This is a genomic window from Pelotomaculum terephthalicicum JT (assembly GCF_022410535.1).
Taxonomy (GTDB): domain Bacteria; phylum Bacillota; class Desulfotomaculia; order Desulfotomaculales; family Pelotomaculaceae; genus Pelotomaculum_D; species Pelotomaculum_D terephthalicicum.
This window is the reverse complement of sequence record NZ_JAKNBL010000013.1, coordinates 14,490-32,565: the sequence shown is the minus strand read 5'-3', so window position 1 is coordinate 32,565 and position 18,076 is coordinate 14,490. Positions and strand designations below refer to the sequence as shown.

19 protein-coding genes are annotated in these 18,076 nt (G+C 52.2%); 17 read left to right on the top strand and 2 right to left on the bottom strand.

All coding sequences use genetic code 11. The annotated features are described in order from the left end of the window. The first annotated feature begins 137 nt into the window (after positions 1-137). Together yabP and yabQ are read left to right on the top strand one after the other, a co-directional pair. A complete protein-coding gene (yabP, locus tag L9W92_RS09610; RefSeq protein WP_240083542.1) occupies positions 138-416 on the top strand; it encodes a sporulation protein YabP in 279 nt (92 codons plus the stop codon). A gap of 79 nt (positions 417-495) precedes the next feature. Continuing rightward, positions 496-1,050: a spore cortex biosynthesis protein YabQ gene (gene yabQ, locus L9W92_RS09605; RefSeq protein ID WP_240083541.1), complete on the top strand. Its 555-nt coding sequence runs from the start codon at positions 496-498 to the stop codon at positions 1,048-1,050. 53 nt (positions 1,051-1,103) lie between these two features. On the opposite strand, the gene spoIIR is transcribed toward yabQ, so the two are convergent. Continuing rightward, a complete protein-coding gene (gene spoIIR, locus L9W92_RS09600) occupies positions 1,104-1,814 on the bottom strand; it encodes a stage II sporulation protein R (RefSeq protein WP_240083540.1) in 711 nt (236 codons plus the stop codon). A gap of 212 nt (positions 1,815-2,026) precedes the next feature. Between spoIIR and L9W92_RS09595 the strand changes: the two genes are divergently transcribed. The 5 genes from L9W92_RS09595 (at position 2,027) to spoIIE (ending at position 6,808) form a co-directional block, all read left to right on the top strand. Next, entirely contained in the window at positions 2,027-2,275 is a 249-nt protein-coding gene (locus L9W92_RS09595; protein WP_240083539.1) for a helix-turn-helix transcriptional regulator, read from the top strand. After that, positions 2,272-2,685, top strand: coding sequence for an FtsB family cell division protein (locus tag L9W92_RS09590; protein ID WP_240083538.1), 414 nt, complete (start codon positions 2,272-2,274; stop codon positions 2,683-2,685). Before L9W92_RS09595 ends, L9W92_RS09590 begins: the two co-directional genes overlap by 4 nt. 208 nt (positions 2,686-2,893) lie before the next feature. After that, positions 2,894-3,271: a S1 RNA-binding domain-containing protein gene (locus L9W92_RS09585; RefSeq protein WP_240083537.1), complete on the top strand. Its 378-nt coding sequence runs from the start codon at positions 2,894-2,896 to the stop codon at positions 3,269-3,271. Positions 3,272-3,358: 87 nt separating this feature from the next. Next, complete coding sequence (locus tag L9W92_RS09580; protein WP_240083536.1) at positions 3,359-4,234, top strand: Ppx/GppA phosphatase family protein; 876 nt, start codon at positions 3,359-3,361, stop codon at positions 4,232-4,234. Between the two features lie 90 nt (positions 4,235-4,324). Beyond that, on the top strand, positions 4,325-6,808 hold the full coding sequence (gene spoIIE, locus L9W92_RS09575; protein ID WP_240083535.1) for a stage II sporulation protein E: 2,484 nt from the start codon (positions 4,325-4,327) through the stop codon (positions 6,806-6,808). Between the two features lie 79 nt (positions 6,809-6,887). Here the strand turns inward: spoIIE and L9W92_RS09570 are convergent, their stop codons facing one another. Beyond that, on the bottom strand, positions 6,888-7,049 hold the full coding sequence (locus tag L9W92_RS09570) for a hypothetical protein (RefSeq protein ID WP_240083534.1): 162 nt from the start codon (positions 7,047-7,049) through the stop codon (positions 6,888-6,890). A 166-nt stretch (positions 7,050-7,215) separates the two neighbouring features. On the opposite strand from L9W92_RS09570, the gene tilS reads away from it, so the two are divergent. The 10 genes from tilS to panB all read left to right on the top strand — a co-directional run bounded on the left by tilS (position 7,216) and on the right by panB (position 17,851). Next, on the top strand, positions 7,216-8,649 hold the full coding sequence (gene tilS / locus L9W92_RS09565) for a tRNA lysidine(34) synthetase TilS (RefSeq protein WP_240083533.1): 1,434 nt from the start codon (positions 7,216-7,218) through the stop codon (positions 8,647-8,649). A gap of 284 nt (positions 8,650-8,933) precedes the next feature. Continuing rightward, positions 8,934-10,763: an ATP-dependent zinc metalloprotease FtsH gene (gene ftsH, locus L9W92_RS09560; protein WP_240083532.1), complete on the top strand. Its 1,830-nt coding sequence runs from the start codon at positions 8,934-8,936 to the stop codon at positions 10,761-10,763. Between the two features lie 118 nt (positions 10,764-10,881). Then, positions 10,882-11,337, top strand: coding sequence for a nucleoside-diphosphate kinase (gene ndk / locus L9W92_RS09555; RefSeq protein ID WP_240083531.1), 456 nt, complete (start codon positions 10,882-10,884; stop codon positions 11,335-11,337). Positions 11,338-11,390: 53 nt separating this feature from the next. Then, entirely contained in the window at positions 11,391-13,151 is a 1,761-nt protein-coding gene (locus tag L9W92_RS09550) for a formate--tetrahydrofolate ligase (protein WP_240083530.1), read from the top strand. 67 nt (positions 13,152-13,218) lie between these two features. Further along, positions 13,219-13,635 (top strand): universal stress protein, encoded by a 417-nt coding sequence (locus L9W92_RS09545; protein WP_240083529.1) that lies wholly within the window; start codon positions 13,219-13,221, stop codon positions 13,633-13,635. 128 nt (positions 13,636-13,763) lie between these two features. Beyond that, complete coding sequence (gene folP, locus L9W92_RS09540) at positions 13,764-14,969, top strand: dihydropteroate synthase (RefSeq protein WP_240083528.1); 1,206 nt, start codon at positions 13,764-13,766, stop codon at positions 14,967-14,969. Further along, positions 14,962-15,321 (top strand): dihydroneopterin aldolase, encoded by a 360-nt coding sequence (folB, locus tag L9W92_RS09535; protein WP_240083527.1) that lies wholly within the window; start codon positions 14,962-14,964, stop codon positions 15,319-15,321. The genes folP and folB overlap by 8 nt, the downstream gene beginning before the upstream one ends. After that, positions 15,314-15,820: a 2-amino-4-hydroxy-6-hydroxymethyldihydropteridine diphosphokinase gene (folK, locus tag L9W92_RS09530; protein WP_240083526.1), complete on the top strand. Its 507-nt coding sequence runs from the start codon at positions 15,314-15,316 to the stop codon at positions 15,818-15,820. The genes folB and folK overlap by 8 nt, the downstream gene beginning before the upstream one ends. 262 nt (positions 15,821-16,082) lie before the next feature. Next, the gene (locus L9W92_RS09525) at positions 16,083-17,018 is read left to right on the top strand and encodes a Rossmann-like and DUF2520 domain-containing protein (RefSeq protein ID WP_240083525.1); all 936 of its coding nucleotides are present in this window, start codon (positions 16,083-16,085) and stop codon (positions 17,016-17,018) included. Then, positions 17,015-17,851, top strand: a complete 837-nt coding sequence (gene panB / locus L9W92_RS09520; RefSeq protein WP_240083524.1) for a 3-methyl-2-oxobutanoate hydroxymethyltransferase — start codon at positions 17,015-17,017, stop codon at positions 17,849-17,851. The genes L9W92_RS09525 and panB overlap by 4 nt, the downstream gene beginning before the upstream one ends. Positions 17,852-18,076 lie beyond the last annotated feature (225 nt).

Genomic DNA, 18,076 nt, shown 5'->3' with positions numbered 1-18,076 from the left:
TTTTGGCATAAATGAGTTGACCCGGCATATGATTGAAGTAGGTTTCTCCATCACTTTGCAAGCCACCCGCGCGAAAGCGGGCGGCTTGAAGGAAATGAGACCTTGCCAGCTCAATGATTAATAAGGAGTGATGGAAAATGAATGAACAGGTTGGTCACAGCGCGGCCATTTACGGGCGCAAACAGTTGATCATGGAAGGCGTCCAGCACGTTGACAGCTTCAACGAGTCGGAGATAACCCTGGAAACCAACATGGGTATGGTGATTCTAAAAGGTGAAGGGCTGCATATTACCCAACTCAACCTGGAAACCGGCTCCATTGAAGCGGAAGGGTTTTTTGCTTCTCTTCAGTATGTGGAAGGTAAGGGAAAAGGCAAAGGCAAAGGGAAAAGATTGCTGGGCAGAATATTAAAATAAAGCGCTGAGGCGCTTTTTCTTCACTTCATTGCATAAGCTGGTGTTGTATATCTGCTGGTTTGTCTAAAGGAGTATTGCCATGGAACCGCTTGCAAATCAGGTATGCGCTTTCGCGGCTACCTTGGTGATCGGGATGGTGGCCGGCTTTTGCTACGATTATTACCGGGTGGTCAGAGGAGTATTCAAGCTGAAAAAAGTGGGTACCTGCCTGGGAGATATGGTTTTCTGGCTGGTTACCACCGCCTTGGTGTTTTTTCTGCTCGTTTTGGGAAACTGGGGAGTTGTCCGTTTGTATGTTTTTATCGGTCTCGGTCTGGGCGCTTTCTTTTATTTCCAGTTTCTCAGCGGTGTGATCAGGCGGTTGCTCAGGTTTAAATTTTACGTGTTTCACGAAGCCTGGAAGTCGGTAGTAAGAATAACGCTGTTCTTATGGAAAATCATCCTATTGCCTGTCCGGCTGGTAATTCTTGTTTTATCTTACCCGTTGAATTTTATGTGGTTCCTTTTAAAAAAACCCGGACGCGGGCTCAAAAGGATATTCTCCAACCTTGTGGGGAAACGATTGAATATAATAATTATTAAACTGAAGCCGAGATTGTCCGCCATGGTTTTTTGGAAAAGAAAAAAAGATTAGCTAAGCTTTAGGAAAAACTGATCCTGTTCTCCTAAGAAAACAGGATCAGACGACTAGGAGGTGAAAAATTTATTTAGTAAATCCAATATCCTGAATCGAAATTCCACCTGAACATGATTATCGATGGATGCCGCGTCATTAACGTTTTCTTCGGCCGTGGCGATTTTTTCCACTGCCGTGCCGGCCGGTGTTCGTTCTGCCGCGGCGTTTCCGGCGGGCGCGGGTATAGATGAGGCTGAATTGAAGTTTTCCGGTAAATCCACCGCCGTTTCTCTTGGCATATCCACAAAACAAAGGGGTGGAAAGAGAACGCACCACCAATTAGCCCCGCCGCCCGAACCGATGACTACCCGCACCGACTCGTAATCACCCGCCGGGAGCACAAAAGGACCGTAGTGCTTGGTTGGGAAAGTGAAATTCTCAAGCCTGACCTCCACTGAATAATCTTTTCCTGCAGCGTTGATTTCCCTGGAAGCGATTTCTTTGATGTTGCCCAGGTTGGCCGCGGCGATTTCCCTGGCCGCGAGAATATTTTGCGCTTTAAGAAATTCCGGTGAAACACTCCGGATTATTTCGTCGCGCACTTTTCTTTTTAGTTCCTGGTCGGCCGCGCAGTCGCTGTTAGCCACAACATGCAGGCGGATTAAACGATCGGGCGGATATGTCGTATCCGAAGTTTTATTATGCCAGGCAGCTACAGAGAGAGTTGCTGTTAGAATGATCAGGCCCAACGGTATGAGTTTTTGCTTCCTGCTCAAATTCAAAGTAATCCACCCCATTCCATGCCCGGGTTTATTGTTAATAATATCATTGCCAATTTATTGATATTTAACCATATTGTTGGTTAATAAAATTATACTTACTGTAAAAAATTTTCATTTGCAAGCAGGAATATCATAACCAATGTAGAAAATATGTAATTTATTTGTACTTATTTTGTGGACAACCAGGTTGAAAAGGTGCTGGGGCGTGTAGTATGAAGATCGAAATAAGAGGAGTGGAGAGATTAAGCTTTCGGGAGCGGCAGGTAGTAACGCTAAAGGAAATGGGTTACTCCTCCAACCGGATTGCCAAGCAGCTGGGCTTAAGCGCCAGTACAGTGAACACTCTGTTTAGTCGTGCCAGAACCAAGGGCTACGAGGTGGTAATAGTAATTCCCGGCAACAACCTGGGTTTATTCGGAGTTGATGATGAAAACGAAGCCAAAGGGGAGAATGAGGATTGAATCAATCAGCGAGAAAAGAACAGGAAATGTATGTTTCCGTTCCTGCAAGGCAGGCTGAACGCCCTAAAAAACAGGTAACTTTCAATTTATCCAGGAGCAGGCTCCCGGCTCTGGTAATTGTGCTGCTGATGACTTATTTGGCATTTACCTTCGGCAGCCAGTTTAGCTCACTCGCGTCCATGCGGAGAGATGTGAGCAGTATTGAACAGCAAGTGCAGGATTTGAAACAAAGAAATGAAGATTTGCGCAACGAGTTGCAGCAGGTGCAAAGCGATTCTTTTATCGAAAAAGCGGCCCGTGAGAAACTCGGGCTGGTTAAGGCCGGTGAGACCAGGGTGATTCCCGTGCCTGAGGGAACCGAGATCAAAAAGATAGAGCCTCCCGCCGATGATAGCGGCCCGGCTCATTAGGGACGGCAGGTATTAAAATGTTTATTGCTATTATCTGCTATTTCCATAAATACTAACTTGTTTATGTTTATTTGTTAAGTTTTTTTAGTAGTATAAGATTTTGAAAAACGCAGGTGCTTCTTGACACTTTCTGTTTAGTTCGCATATAATTGCTCTAGGTTATTTTGATTGTTTCTTGCTGTGATTAAGGGGAGGAATTTGGTTCATTATGCCGATCGAACTGGGGAGCGTCGTGGAAGGCACTGTTACCGGAATAACCAATTTCGGCGCGTTCATCGAATTGCCCGGGGGTGAAACAGGACTGGTTCATATCTCGGAAATTGCCGAGGTTTATGTGAAGGATGTAAATGATTTTTTAAAAACAAGCGATAAAGTAAAAGTAAAGGTAATTTCAGTAGATCCAAAAGGAAAAGTAGGTCTTTCAATAAAAAAAGCAAATCCGGCGCCGAACCGTGTGCCAAAGAAGAAGATACAGGCTTCTTTTGAAGATAAATTAGCGAAATTTCTGAAAGAAAGCGAAGAGCGTCAGCAGGTTTTGAAACGGGGCAACGAGTCCAAAAGAGGAGGGCGCGGCTCTTGCCGGTAAGTATTAGGGGATTATTGACAACAAATTGAGTTATTGACATTACTTGCCGTAAAGCGGCTTTTTTTATTGTTAAGGGGGGTAAATTAAATGGTCCGGGTCGCGGCTATTGATATAGGTACCAACTCGACCAGACTGCTGGTCGCGGACGTATCCGGCGGGAGCGCGCGGGCAGTAGAGAAAAAACTCATGACAACACGGCTGGGGGAAGGTATTAACGCAGGCGCGCTGTTGCCCGCGGCTATGGAGAGAACGCTTGAGGCGATTGGCGCATGCTATGAAGCATCTTTGCAATTAGGGGCGGAGCGAGTGGTTGCAGCCGCCACCAGCGCGGTGCGTGACGCGGCCAACCAGTCGGCGTTTTTGGAATTGGTTAAACAGCGTTTTGACCTTCCGGTGCGGGTGCTCAGCGGGCCGGAGGAGGCTGCTTTGAGCTACCGGGGAGTTCTTTCCGGGCTGCCTGTCGACCCGCGCTCTACCGTAGTTGTGGATGTGGGAGGCGGCAGTACCGAACTGATTTGGAACGGAAACGGCCGGCCGGAATGTGTCAGCGTGAAGGCCGGGGCGGTGCGGATGAGCGGTTCCGGGTGGAGCGAACAGCTTATAGCAGAAGTTTTAAAGCCGGCTTTGGATATGCTGCAGGGGTGCCGGGCAAGTTGTCTGGCGGGAGTTGGGGGAACCGTTACCACTCTGGCGGCGGTGGATCTGGAATTAGCGGTCTATGACCCGCTGCTTATCCACGGGTATCGCTTAACCGCGGAATCTGTTCAACGTATTTACGACATGCTGAAATCTATGAATATTAATGAACGCAAGCGGCTGCCCGGCCTCCAGCCGGAAAGGGCGGATATCATTGCCGCCGGTGTTGCCATTGTTAAAGCGGTGCTGGATGGGATCGGGCTGGATAGCTTGCTTGTCAGCGAGTGTGACATTCTTCACGGATTGGTCCTGGAAAAGTCGATATAAAGTTATTTTGCATCTACTCTAAATGACAAATATTTCCTGCCTGTTGTACTATAATAACCCTATTGGTGAAAAGTACAAGGGGTGGACTTGGTGCTCGAAAATTTCAAAATCTATCCATACCGGAGGACCGGAGAAGACGGGTATAAACGGCGGACGTTTTTCCGCTCAAAAAATGCGGAAAAACGTCACCATTTCCCCCGCGTTAAACTTGGGAAGCTAACGTTAGCCGGCGGGCTTTGTTTTTGTTGCGCAGGTTTTTTTCTGGGGCGGGCGGTTTTGCTGGGTGATCTGGTGCCCTTCGGAATCGCCTTTGCCGTCGCCGCCGTTCAAGTTTTCGGGCGGTCCGGGCTGGTATCGGCGCCGGCTGTAATCGCCGGTTTGATGACAATCAGCAGGGGCATGCCCCTGGCCGGTTCTGTGCTGGCAGTGGTTTGCGCGTTGCTGTTAATGAGGGTGATCCCTTTTGAGCCGGGAAGGCGGTGGTTAATCCTGCCCTGCCTCGTCCTGGCTGTGACGATAATTATTAAAACCTCGCTGCTGGTTATTGCCAACCCGTTAGCGGCTTCTTACAGTTATTTTTGTGTGTTGTTCGAAGCGATATTCGCGGCGCTGCTCACCCTTGTAACGATGAAGGGTCTCGCGGCGTTGAAGAAAAGGGCCAGGAGCGGACACATCTTGAACAGTGAAGATGTGTTTTGCGTGTTGCTTGTGTTTGGGGGATTGATCGCGGGAACCGGCGACCTGGGGAATGAACTGGCCAGTGTGAAAGGCACGCTGAGCCGGTTGGCTATTTTATTGGCGTCCCTGGTGGGAGGCGCCGGGGCCGGCGCCGCGGCCGGCGCGGTGCTGGGAGTGATCCCGGGGCTCGCTTATACTGCGATCCCAACGCTGGCGCCCGCTTACTCCTTCGCCGGGTTTTTAGCCGGCTTTTGCAGGAGCTTCGGCAAGGCCGGAGTCGCCACCGGGTTTCTGCTGGCTAATATCATCTTAACGGTTTACGTAACCGGTTACGGAAATATCGTTTCAACCCTGGTCGAGAGCGGCCTTTCCACAATGCTTTTCCTGCTGGTCCCGCCTTTTATCATTAAAGAAGCAATTTCGTCCGTGGGTCTGGAGGTGGCTGACGATAAGGAAAATCCGTCGGGGAAGTTATTATTGAAAGAGGCTTTTAAAGAAAAGATAAGGAATTGGACCCTGGTTTTTCAGGAATTGTCTCAAACTTTTGAACAGCTTTCATCTACCGCCGGATCACGCGAGGAACAGAAAATACAAGGATTGATCAATCAGATTGGGCAAAAAGTTTGTGACGGCTGTTCTTTCTGCCGTACTTGCTGGGAGAGGGAGTTTTACAGGACTTACCAGTCTCTGATAGATCTTCTTGCTCAGGTGGAGGTGTACGGCAGCATCACCCGGGACGACCTCCCGGAGGAGATCAAGAAGCGGTGCGCAAGAACAAAGGAGCTTGCCGTCGCTGTCAACTGCCTCTATGAAACTTATCAGATTAACCGCTACTGGTCCGGACGGCTGCTGGAAAGCAGGGAAATAGTATCGGAGCAGCTTAGAGGAATAGGGGAAGTGGTCGCCGGACTGCCCGGCGAGTTGGAATTCAATGTGGAAGCGGGAGACTTGGGGTTCTACCTGCGCAAGAAGTTAAAGAATGCCGGTGTGAGGGTGGAGAGTTTATCGATCAGCGGCCAGGGTCAAGACAGGATTGAAGTTTCGCTGACCCATCCCGCCTGCGGCGGCAAGATGCGGTGCCGCAGCACAATCGCCCCGCTCTTGTCCGCGGCGCTGGAGCGTGCTTTTTTCCCCGCAGCAGCCGGATGCGCCGTTAATGAGGACGGTTCGGTTTGCCGGCTGAGGTTCTATAGTGACTTGAATTACCGTCTTGTTTTGGGCGTTTCCGGCATGGGCAAGGGCGGGAGTTTGGTTTCGGGAGACAACTATGCCTTCTTTTATCTGAAGGGAGGGAGATTTGGCCTGGCTCTGAGTGACGGCATGGGGGTTGGGCCAAGAGCGGCCCTGGAAAGCGGCACCACGCTCTCTCTCCTGCGGCACTTGCTGGAATTGGGATTTGGCCAGGAGTTGGCGATCAAGACGGTTAACTCCATCCTGGTGCTGCGCTCACCCGGAGAAAGCTTCGCCACGGTGGATCTGGCCATGATTGACCTGTACAACGGCCAGGCGGATTTTTTAAAAATTGGCGCTGTGCCGACGTATCTGCTGCGTGACGGGCAGGTAAGCCAAATCAAGGCCAGTTCCCTGCCGGTGGGGATTATTGAGGAGTTTGAAATAGTATCCCAGGCCAGATTGCTGGAACCAGGGGACATGCTGGTGATGCTCACGGACGGCATGCTCGAAGCCTGCAAAAGCGGGGGCGAGCACGGGGAATGGATTACCGGTGTGCTGGAGGATGCGGCCGGCCTGCCGCCCCAGGAGATGGCCGAGTTGCTGTTGAAGCTGGCCCAAACAGGCTCGGGCGGCGCCGCCAGGGTGCCGGACGATATGACCGTAGTGGTGGCAAGGCTGGAGAAACAAAAAGAGACTGTAAAGCGACAAGCCGGGCCTAATTAGCCCGGCACAATAGTTCAGAGAGCTAATGCCAAAAAACCTTGATCGAATTACAGTCCTCTTTATATGAAGAAGATTAGCTTCAAAATGCAGGTGATCGTTTTTCAAAAAAAGCTTTAACACCTTCACTGATATCTTCACCTTTACACAATTGTCCTAATAATTCTGCTTCCGCAGCTAAACCGTCACGTAAAGAAAGCTGCAGACCGAGGCCAACGGCACGTTTAATAGCCTGTATTCCCAATTGTCTCTTAGAGGCGAAAGAGCCCGAACAATTATGGATCCCCGAACATGAGCCGCGCATGACAGCCCAAAGGTCTTATTTTCCGTTATTTGCAGGAAAAACTTTCATCATTGTTGAATATCAATGAACTATCGTGTGAAGTATTTTGTGGAGAGGTTGGAGCCTGATGGATCTGCTCCGCGAGGTTCGCGCATATATTGAACGCTGCCGGATGGTGGAGCGGGGTGACCGGGTGGTGGTGGCGGTTTCCGGCGGCCCCGACTCAGTCGCGCTGCTGCATTTGCTGCACTGTTTAACGCGCGATCTGGAGATTTCCCTGCACGTGGCTCATCTTAACCACATGTTCCGCGGGGCTGAATCAGAGGCCGACGCTTTGTTTGTGGCCGGGGTGGCCGGGCGCTACCAGTTGCCCGCCACAGTTGAAGCTGTTGACGTACCGGCGTACCGGAGCGCAAGAGGACTTCCCGCCCAGGTAGCCGCGCGGGAGGTGCGTTATCGCTTTCTTGAAGAGGTGGCGAAAAAAAACGGGGCGGGTAAAATAGCGCTGGCCCACCAGGCCGATGACCAGGCCGAGACTATTTTAATCAATTTTCTGCGGGGCGCGGGCACAACGGGGCTAAAGGGCATCATGCCGGTGCGGGATAATTATATTATCAGGCCGCTGTTGGCGATACGGCGGTCTCAAATCGAACGCTACTGCGCGGAAATGAACCTGCCCTTTCGCAATGATTCCTCAAATTTGAAGCCTGTATACTTGCGGAACAGGGTCAGAAGGGAACTGATTCCTCTGCTGAAAAACGCGTATAACCCGGGTCTGACTGCCTCTTTGCTCAGGCTGGGCGAGATTTGCCGGGAGGAGGACGGCTACCTGGAGGAACAGGCGCTGAAAGCGTACCGGCAAGCCGGGCTAAATGACGGCGACGGGGTAATCAGATTGTCTCTAGCCCGCTTGCGGGAGATGCCCAAGGCCGTCGTGCGCAGGGTGGTCAGGCTGGCCTGGCGCGATTTGACCGGTTCAGGGCGTGATCTGTCTTTTACGCACACAAAAGCCGTGCTGGATTTGCTGGACAGTGAAGCAACCGGCTTGAGCGCGTCCCTGCCGGCGGGTATTGCGGCAATCCGGTCTTATGCGGCTCTCGAGCTGCGCGCGGAGCGGAAAAACCCGGAGCCCGGCCATTACCTTTACCCGCTGAAAGTGCCTGGTTCAACCTACATACCTGAGTTGGACCGCACTGTGCGCGCTTCCTTGACAGCTGTTGAGGACGCCCCGGAGCCGCGTTTTTTGCCGGCTACGGAAGCATTGTTGGATTTTGCCAAGCTGCCGCCGCAAATATTCGTGCGGCGGCGTTTGAAAGGGGATGTTTTTTGTCCCTACGGGCACAGGTCCGCGGTAAAATTAAAAGATTTTTTAATCAAACAGAAGGTTCCCCAGGCGCAAAGAGACTGCCTGCCACTGGTTTGCACGCCGGAAGAAATAATCTGGATTGGGGGTATACGGGTGGGGGAAAAGTGGAAAATTGATAATGACACTGCGAAAATACTGCATTTGGAACTGGTGCGGGGCGCGCCTGACTCTCAGGAGTCAGGAGACAGAAGTTAGTAGTCAGTAGATAGGAATCAGGAGACAGGAGTGAAGAGTTGGGAATAGGAGCCAAACGTACGTGAAGCTTCACTTCACCATCTGAAAAATAGAAAATGGTAAAGATTTATTTTCGGGGCAGAATGAGAGAAACAGTTTATTCTTCTTTGAATTATTTTGAATGCTGACTCCTGACTTCCGGCTTCTGAGAGAGTAACAAAAATAACCTTTAATATTTTGCGCATCATGGTATAATTATAATTGTGGGTTTTTCTGTCCCGACTTTTGGAGAGGAAGTGGCATATTTGAATAAGGTTGTAAAAAACCTTAGCATATATTTGTTGATCGTAGTCGTTATTATCTTTTTGCTTAAATATGCGGTGCCACCCAAGAATCCCGCCGAGGTGGAGGGTTATAGCAAATTTTTAGATGAATTGGCCAACGGCCAGATTAAAATTGTTGTAATCCAGCCGGAGAATTATACTAATATAATCACCGGGGAGAGAATAGACGGGAGCAAGTTTGAGACCATAGGGCCCGCCATGGATACTGTCCTGTACGAGTCCCTCAAAGAAAAAAAGGTTGACTGGAGAACAGAAGAGCCGGCCCAACCCGGCTGGTGGACCGGGCTGCTGACAACGCTGCTGCCGATTCTCTTGTTTGTGGTGCTGTTCTTTTTCCTGATGCAGCAGACCCAGGGGGGCGGCAACCGGGTTATGTCTTTCGGCAAGAGCCGCGCCAGGCTGCAGAATGACGAAAAGAAGAAAGTCACCTTCACTGATGTGGCCGGGGCGGATGAAGTAAAGGAAGAACTGGAGGAAATAGTCGAATTTTTGAAAAGTCCGCGGAAGTTTCACGAGCTTGGCGCCAAGATACCTAAAGGGGTGCTTCTCTTTGGGCCGCCCGGCACCGGCAAGACTCTTCTGGCCCGGGCGGTGGCAGGCGAGGCGGGTGTTCCCTTTTTCAGCATCAGCGGTTCGGACTTTGTGGAAATGTTCGTGGGCGTAGGCGCTTCGCGGGTGCGGGATCTCTTTGAGCAAGCAAAGAAAAACGCTCCCTGCATCGTTTTTGTGGATGAAATAGACGCTGTGGGGCGGCAGCGGGGCGCGGGCCTCGGCGGCGGCCACGACGAGCGCGAGCAGACCTTGAACCAGCTTCTGGTGGAAATGGACGGATTTTCGCCGAACGAGGGCATAATTATTTTGGCGGCCACCAACCGTCCGGATATTCTTGACCCGGCGCTCTTAAGGCCGGGGCGATTCGACCGTCAGGTAGTGGTAGACGCGCCGGATGTCAACGGGCGTAAAGAAATTCTCAAAGTGCATGTGCGCGGCAAACCTCTGGATACAGCGGTAAATTTGGAGATTATCGCGCGCCGGACCCCGGGGTTCACCGGCGCCGACCTGGCCAACCTGACCAACGAGGCGGCGCTTCTGGCGGCGCGGCAAAACCGCAAAAAGGTGACGATGGCCGACCTGGAGAATTCCATTGAGAGAGTGATCGCGGGACCTGAAAAGAAATCCAAGGTAATCAGCGAAAAAGAAAAGTGGCTGGTTTGCTACCACGAGGCCGGCCATGCCGTGATGGGCTACCTGCTGCCTAATACCGATCCGGTGCACAAGGTTTCAATAATACCGAGGGGCCGCGCCGGCGGTTACACTCTGCTCCTGCCCAAAGAGGACCGCTATTACGCCACCAAATCACAGCTCATCGATCAGGTAACCATGCTGCTGGGCGGGCGTGTGGCCGAGGCCGTGGTGCTGAAAGAAATCAGCACCGGCGCGCAAAACGACCTGGAGCGCTCCACCGCTATAGTTCGGAAAATGGTCATGGAATACGGGATGAGCGACCTGGGATCGATGACTTTCGGGCATAAACAGGATACCCCGTTCCTTGGGCGGGATTTGTCCAGGGACCGCAACTACAGTGAAGAGGTGGCAAACGCCATTGACGTGCAGGTGCGGGAAATGATTGACAGTTCATACAACAAAGCGAAGCAAGTCCTGGAGGAACACCTGGAAACCCTGCATCTGGTGGCGAAAACGCTTTTTGCCAAAGAGACTGTTGAAGCTGATGAATTTGCGGAGTTGATGAAGCAAGCCGGCGAGGCGGAGCGGCTGGACAGAGTTAATTAAAGTATATTCGTGGCCGATTCAGGCCCTGTTTTTTTGATCATTTCCCGGGTCGCGCGGTGTAATTGATGCCGGTGCGGAGCCGGAGACTGCTGAATAGTCACAGGAGGTAATTACAGGAATGCAAAAGGAACGCACATATCTTATGGTTAAGCCCGACGGCGTGCAGCGCAATCTGGCGGGAGAAATTATCTCCAGGTTTGAGAAAAAGGGATTTAAAATTATCGGCCTGAAAATGTTTAAAATAACCAGGGAATTGGCAGAAAAACACTATGGTGAACATGCCGGCAAGCCCTTTTTTGAGCCACTGGTGGATTTCATTACTTCCGGGCCGGTTGTGGCCATGGTAATTGAGGGGAAAAACGCGATCAGCGCCGCCAGAGAGATGATGGGGGCGACCGATCCTTTGAAAGCCGCGCCGGGAACGATTAGAAACAGCTTTGGGATTGATATGGGGAGAAACGTAATCCACGGATCAGATTCGCCTGCCAGCGCCGCCAGGGAAATCGGCCTGTTTTTCAAAGAAGAGGAATTAGTTGTATACGACCGGGATCTCGACCGGTGGATCTACGAATAATCCCCGAAGATACAAGAAGATATTAAGAGGAACATTCATAAGAGGAACATTTTATGCCGTATGACGCGACAAGAATGGCTGATTGGCAGATTGCCGAAGAAGCGGAAAAACATATGCCTACGCCGGAGCAATGGCGGGACAGGCTTTTTTTAGAAAAAGACGAGGTTATCCCTTACGGAAGAGTGTGCAAGCTTGATTTCCTGAAGATTATCAACCGCTTAAAGAACAGGCGGGACGGCAAGTATATTGAAGTTACCGCGATCACGCCCACTCCGTTGGGTGAGGGGAAGACGACTACCACCGTGGGTTTGCTGGAGGGGCTGGGCAAAAGGCACCAGAATGCGGGCGGCTGTGTCAGGCAGCCGTCGGGCGGACCTACCATGAATATCAAAGGTACGGCCGCCGGCGGCGGCAACGCCTTGCTTGTTCCCATGACCGAGTTTTCCATGGGGCTTACCGGTGATATAAACGACCTCATGAATGCGCATAATCTGGCCATGGTAGCCCTTAACGCCCGGATGCAGCACGAGGCGAACTACAGTGACGGGGAACTGGCAAGCCGGAATCTAAGACGCCTGGACATCGATCCGAAACGGGTGGAAATGGGCTGGGTCATTGATTTTTGCGCTCAGGGCCTGCGTAATATTGTTATGGGCATAGGCGGCAAAATGGACGGCTTCATGATGTCGTCCAAATTCCACATCGCCGGCAGTTCCGAGATCATGGCTATTCTCGCTATTGTCCGTGACTTGCGGGATTTGCGGGAAAGACTGGGCGAAATCGTTGTGGCTTACGATAAGCGGGGCAACGCGGTTACCACTGCCGACCTGGAAGTTGCCGGCGCCATGTGCGCCTGGATGAGCAACAGCATTAACCCGACTCTGATGTCGACGGTAGAGCACCAGCCCTGCATGGTGCACGCCGGACCTTTCGCCAATATTGCCGTGGGACAGTCTTCCATTATCGCCGATCGCATCGGCTTGAAGATGTTCGATTATCACGTAACCGAGAGCGGTTTCGGGGCGGACATCGGTTTTGAAAAATTTTGGAATGTAAAATGCCGGTTAAGCGGGCTTGTGCCCAGCGTTTCAGTTGTCACTGCTACCATCAGGGCTTTGAAGATGCACGGCGGCGGACCCAGGGTTGTGCCGGGCCGGCCGCTGGCTGAAGAGTACCGGAAAGAGAACCTGAGTCTTTTGGAAAAAGGTATTCCGAACCTGCTGCATCATATAAACACCGTTAAAAAAGCGGGGATCAAGCCGGTTGTCTGCATTAACGCTTACGGCACGGATACCAAAGAGGAGTTTAACATGGTGCGCCGGTATGCGGAGCAGGCCGGCGCCCGCTGTGCGCTTTCCAGACATTGGCGGGCCGGCGGGGAAGGCGCTCTTGAGCTGGCAGACGCGGTTATTGACGCCTGTAATGAAGAAGTTGACTTTAAATTCCTCTACCCGCGGGAAATGCCGTTGCGGCAGAGGGTGGAAGCAATTGCCAGGGAAGTGTACGGAGCTGAAGGTGTCGCCTGGGCCGCGGAAGCTGAAGCCAAAGCCAAAAAGCTGGAAGCTGATCCCGTGATGAGTGATTACGCAACCGTAATGGTAAAAACACATCTGAGTTTGTCTCATGATCCGGAACTAAAGGGAGTGCCCAAGGATTGGGTTCTGCCGGTGCATGATATTTTAGTTTTTGCCGGGGCGAGGTTTCTGTGTCCAGTAACCGGTTCAATCAGCCTGATGCCTGGTACCGGCTCTAATCCGGCGTTTAGAAGAATTGACGTAAATGTAAATACCGGGAAGGTGACAGGTCTATTTTAGGATATCCGCCTCAGACAGTATTGTCAAGAACGATAGTTACCGGCGAATATTGCGGGAGGCATGTGTAATGTATAAAAAGATCCTAGTACCTTTCGATAATTCCAGGCAGGCTATTTCAGCCGCGCAGCATGCTGTTAAGCTCGCCCTGGTGTCTAAGTCAACAGTTACGCTCTTCCATATAGTGCAGGATATTGCGAATCATTCTGAAGAAAAGATTAAAGTGCTGAGGACAAACGCACAGCTAATGCTTGAGCAGTTGAGGGAAGAAATCAGCGGCAATGACGTAAAAATCGATACCGCCGTGGCGCTCGGCAATCCTTCCAAGGAAATTCTTAAAAAGGCAAAAATAGAGAGCTATGATGTGATTATCATGGGCAGCAGGGGCCTGGGGAAAATTCCCGGCCTGCTGATGGGCAGTGTCAGCAATAAAGTATGTTCCGGGGCCGTCTGTCCTGTTATTGTTATTCACGTCACCGCCGACTGAGAGCCTGGTTTGATGATAATCTCATTACCTGAAAGACCAACAGGCAGCTGCCGTCTAGCCTATCGTGATATAATATTTCCCACATTGAAGAAAAATATAATCAGACTTCAGAAGATGGAGGTGGCGGATTGGCCATCAAGGTTTTCGGCATCGAGGTTGATAATCAGAAGCAGGCGATGCGAATCCTGGAATCAGTCGGCGCCGATCAAGCCGGCTGCAGGTGGATGGCCCCCAAAATGGTGCACCGCCTGGTGATGCTGGAAGGGGTGCGGCCGGAGCAGGCTAATATCATTAAACAGGAAATGCTCGGCAAAGGTGGGGAAGCCGCTGTCGCCAGAGGTGCTGTAAACTGTTCAGTGAGTGAAACCAAAGTGCTTTTGATGGGTACGTTGAAACAATATAGCGCCTTTATGGCCAAGCTCCGCCTGCAGCCTTACGGTTTGTCCGCATTGGCCGCCCGGATTGGGGCGGTCCTGGCCGGCCGGGAGGGAAGGCTGCCCGGCGATCTGGACTGCCGGGGCATAACTGTCCGTGTGGGCGAGAGAACCCTTGTTATGGGAATTCTGAATGTCACGCCGGATTCCTTTTCGGACGGGGGAAGATACCTCGACTGCAGTTCGGCTGTTGTCCGGGCAAAACAAATGGTAGCCGACGGGGCCGATATCATTGACCTGGGCGGCGAGTCTACCCGGCCGGGACACACGCCGGTGGACGCGGGTGAAGAAGCGGCGCGGGTGATCCCGGTGCTGAAAGAACTGGTTAAAGAGTTGCCGGTTCCCATTTCAATTGATACTTCTAAGGCCGCGGTAGCGCGGCAGGCTTTGGAATCAGGCGCCCACATGCTGAACGATCAATGGGCCTTGCGCGCTGATCCGGCCATGGCCGGGCTGGCCGCGGAATACGGCGCGCCGGTGGTGCTGATGCACAATCAGGAGGGGACCGGATACGGCGATTTGACCGGCGATATGATCGCGTATTTTCAAGAAAGCATTGGTTTTGCCCTGGAAGCGGGCATGGTCAGGGATAAAATCATTATTGATCCGGGCATCGGGTTTGGCAAAACAGCCGGACAAAATTTGGAAGTGCTGCGGCGGCTTAGAGAACTGCGCTGTCTGGGACTCCCGGTATTGATCGGCACTTCCCGCAAGTCAACTATCGGCAAGGTGCTCGGCCTGCCTGTGGAGCAGCGGGTGGAAGGCACGGCGGCGACCGTGGCGGTGGGCATTGTCAACGGCGCGGATATTGTCCGTGTGCACGACGTGAAGGAAATGGCGCGGGTGGCCAGAATGACGGACGCTATCGTGCGGGAGCGAGGAGCCTTTGCGGATGGATAAAATAATTATGGAAGGAATGGAATTTTATGGTCACCACGGGTTATCCCCTCAAGAACAGACTTTGGGACAGAGGTTTATTGTCGATGTGGAGCTTTTTTTAAACCTCAGGCAGGCGGGCTGCTTTGACGAGCCGGAATGCACCGTAGACTATGCCGGTGTTTCCGAATTGGTCAGGGCGATCGTGGAAGGCCGCCCCCGCAAATTGATTGAGTCGGTGGCGGAAAGCGTCGCGTCCGGTATTCTTGAACACTTTCCGGTGCGGGAAGTGCTGGTCCGGGTAAAAAAACCCCAGGCGCCCCTGCCTTTCAAATTTAACTGGATGGCAGTGGAGATCAGGCGAAAAAATGAATAATTCCTTGCTTGTTGTCGCCTATGTGGGCTTGGGGAGCAATGTGGGCGATAAGGCAGCCAATATAAGCAAAGCGTTAAATCTGCTCGGCGCTGCGCCGGGGCTGCGGGTGGTCCGGGTCGCGCCTTGCTACCGCACCGCTCCCATCGGCTATGCCGGGCAGGACTGGTTTATCAACACCGTTGCGGAAGTTGAGACGGATTTGCCGCCGCTGGATCTGCTCAGATTGCTGCTTGCCTTGGAAGACCGCCTTGGGCGGGTGCGCGGCAGGCGCTGGGGGCCGCGGACAATAGATCTCGATTTACTTGTATATGACAAGGTGGCAATCGATACCCCTGAACTGGTAATCCCGCACCCGCGCATGCACGAGCGCGCTTTTGTGATGGCGCCCCTGGCCGATCTGGCGCCCGGTCTGGTCATACCGGGCCGGGGAAAGGCAGAGGGACTGGCGTTGTCACTGGCAAAAGCACAGTTAATAGAACGGATGGCTAATAATATATAAATTGTCTTAAATTACTAAATATTTTGTTAAAAATTAATTGCCTGTTTGTTATGCCTGTGTTAAAATGGTAGCGGACAAGGGTGGTATCCATTTAGGAGCCGTACCTGGCGTGTTCAGCGTATTTTAGACAATTTGACCAAATACCTTGCTTATAAGTGACAACTTATCGCTTGGAGCCGGATGGACCGAGACGGGAGGTTGATTTTACGAAGTCTTTCGGGGTCCCCCGGAAGATTTTTATTTTTTTCATGAATTTTAACAAATGATGTGTGTTGTGTTCTTTTGGCTATTCCGTTTAAAGGAGATGATACCCTTTAATAAACCGTCAATAGCAGTGGTGGGAGCGGGTAAAGTCGGGTCTGCGCTGGCGCTGCTTTTGAGCCGGCGGGGCTATTTGGTGACGGGAGTAGCCGATGAAAGCTTCTCAGCAGCCGAACGTCTGGCAGGGCAATTAAAAGTGCCCGCCACCGGCAAGCCGGAGGAGATTACCAGTGGTGCGGACATAGTTTTTATCACAACGCCCGACCGGATAATAGCCCCGGTTGCTGAGGAGATAAGTAAAAAGAAAGGGTTCAAAGCCGGACAGGTTGTGTTCCACACCAGCGGGGCTCATCCCGCTGGAGCGGTGGGGGCGGTCCGGCGTTCAGGAGCGTTGGCGGCGTCGCTGCACCCGCTCCAGTCCTTCGCCGATGTGAAAATGGCCATGGAAAACCTGGAAGGCTCATATTTCGCGCTGGAAGGGGATGCCGGCGCGCTGCTTGTGGCTGAACAAATCGTCAGGGACCTTGGGGGCAGGAGTTTTACCATAGCCGCCAAGGACAAGCCATTGTATCACGCAGCGGCGTGTATCGCGTCCAACTACCTTGTTTCTCTGATGCATTTGGCCACGGGATTATTCAGCCGTTTCGGGCTTTCCCGGGAGGAGGCTTTTCAAGCGTTGTTGCCCTTGGTGCAAGGGACGGTAAGCAATATTGCCCAAGTGAGTCCCGCCCCGGCGTTGACCGGTCCCATAGCGCGGGGTGACGGAACGACCCTGGAGGGGCATCTGGCCACGCTGAGAGAAGTGGGGAAGCAAGAGATGGATCTCTACTGCGTACTCGGTCTTTATACTATTAAAGTGGCGTTGGAGAAAGGAAGCATTAATCAGGACCAGGAGGAAAGGCTGAAAGAGATCTTCAAGGAGGCATATGTGAAGTGAAACAAGAAAAGATCACCACCGCGATCGTTAAACAAAAAAAGGCGGAAGGCAGGCCGATCACCGTGCTCACCGCCTATGACTTCCCCATGGCGAAAATAGTGGACGAAGCCGGGATCGACATAATCCTGGTAGGCGACTCAATGGGCAACGTGGTTTTGGGTTATGACTCCACCATACCGGTGACCATGGATGATATGGTCCACCATGTTAAGGCGGTATGCCGCGGCGCGCGTAGAGCAATGATTGTCGCGGATATGCCTTTTCTCTCATACCAGGCTTCTGAAGAAGAAGCGGTGCGGAACGCCGGGCGTTTTTTAAAAGAGGCGGGGGCGCAGGCGGTTAAGCTGGAGGGCGGTGCGGAAGTTGTGGGAGTGGTCCGCAAAATTGTTAACGCCGGTATCCCGGTAATGGGCCATTTGGGACTGACGCCGCAATCCATCAACCAGTTGGGCGGTTTTAAGGTGCAGGGGAAAGATGAGCGGGTGGCTAAAAAAATGATTGCCGACGCCAAAGCCCTGGAAGAAGCGGGGGTCTTCTCTGTTGTGCTGGAGTGTGTGCCCGCTCCCCTGGCAAAATTAATTACTGAATCAATCGGAGTGGCCACCATCGGGATAGGCGCGAGTCCGTACTGTGACGGGCAGGTGCTGGTGATTCACGATATCCTGGGCCTTTACCCGGGCTTTACACCGAAATTCGTCAAGCAGTACGCCAACCTGCATGAGCAGGCGGCCGCTGCCGTCAAGCAATATAAAGAAGAAGTGGAAGCGCGCGCCTTCCCGGCCCCCGAGCACTGTTTCGGCATGTCGGAGGAAGTGCTGGAGAAATTGTACTAAAAGAAAGCGATGCTTACGGGTCAATAATCAGGAGTCGGAATGAAGGAAGGATTGGTCGGCCCGGAGTATTCTGAATTCTGGGTGCCTGAATAATAATACTCGCTTACTGCAACCAATGACCAACGACTGACGACCAAATTAGCGGCAGGTGGTTGGGGGTGGAAGGGATTCGCCGGAAGCGAATCCCAACAAGCAATCTAACGACCAACAACCAACTACCAGATG

Excerpts from the sequence above, each read along its gene's own strand:
- yabP (WP_240083542.1), top strand. The coding sequence starts at position 138 with ATGAATGAACAGGTTGGTCACAGCGCGGCCATTTACGGGCGCAAACAG.
- L9W92_RS09550 (WP_240083530.1), top strand. The coding sequence starts at position 11,391 with ATGCCGTATGACGCGACAAGAATGGCTGATTGGCAGATTGCCGAAGAA.
- L9W92_RS09585 (WP_240083537.1), top strand. The coding sequence starts at position 2,894 with ATGCCGATCGAACTGGGGAGCGTCGTGGAAGGCACTGTTACCGGAATA.
- ndk (WP_240083531.1), top strand. The coding sequence starts at position 10,882 with ATGCAAAAGGAACGCACATATCTTATGGTTAAGCCCGACGGCGTGCAG.
- folK (WP_240083526.1), top strand. The coding sequence starts at position 15,314 with ATGAATAATTCCTTGCTTGTTGTCGCCTATGTGGGCTTGGGGAGCAAT.
- folB (WP_240083527.1), top strand. The coding sequence starts at position 14,962 with ATGGATAAAATAATTATGGAAGGAATGGAATTTTATGGTCACCACGGG.
- tilS (WP_240083533.1), top strand. The coding sequence starts at position 7,216 with ATGGATCTGCTCCGCGAGGTTCGCGCATATATTGAACGCTGCCGGATG.
- L9W92_RS09580 (WP_240083536.1), top strand. The coding sequence starts at position 3,359 with ATGGTCCGGGTCGCGGCTATTGATATAGGTACCAACTCGACCAGACTG.
- L9W92_RS09525 (WP_240083525.1), top strand. The coding sequence starts at position 16,083 with ATGATGTGTGTTGTGTTCTTTTGGCTATTCCGTTTAAAGGAGATGATA.
- L9W92_RS09595 (WP_240083539.1), top strand. The coding sequence starts at position 2,027 with ATGAAGATCGAAATAAGAGGAGTGGAGAGATTAAGCTTTCGGGAGCGG.
- yabQ (WP_240083541.1), top strand. The coding sequence starts at position 496 with ATGGAACCGCTTGCAAATCAGGTATGCGCTTTCGCGGCTACCTTGGTG.
- L9W92_RS09545 (WP_240083529.1), top strand. The coding sequence starts at position 13,219 with ATGTATAAAAAGATCCTAGTACCTTTCGATAATTCCAGGCAGGCTATT.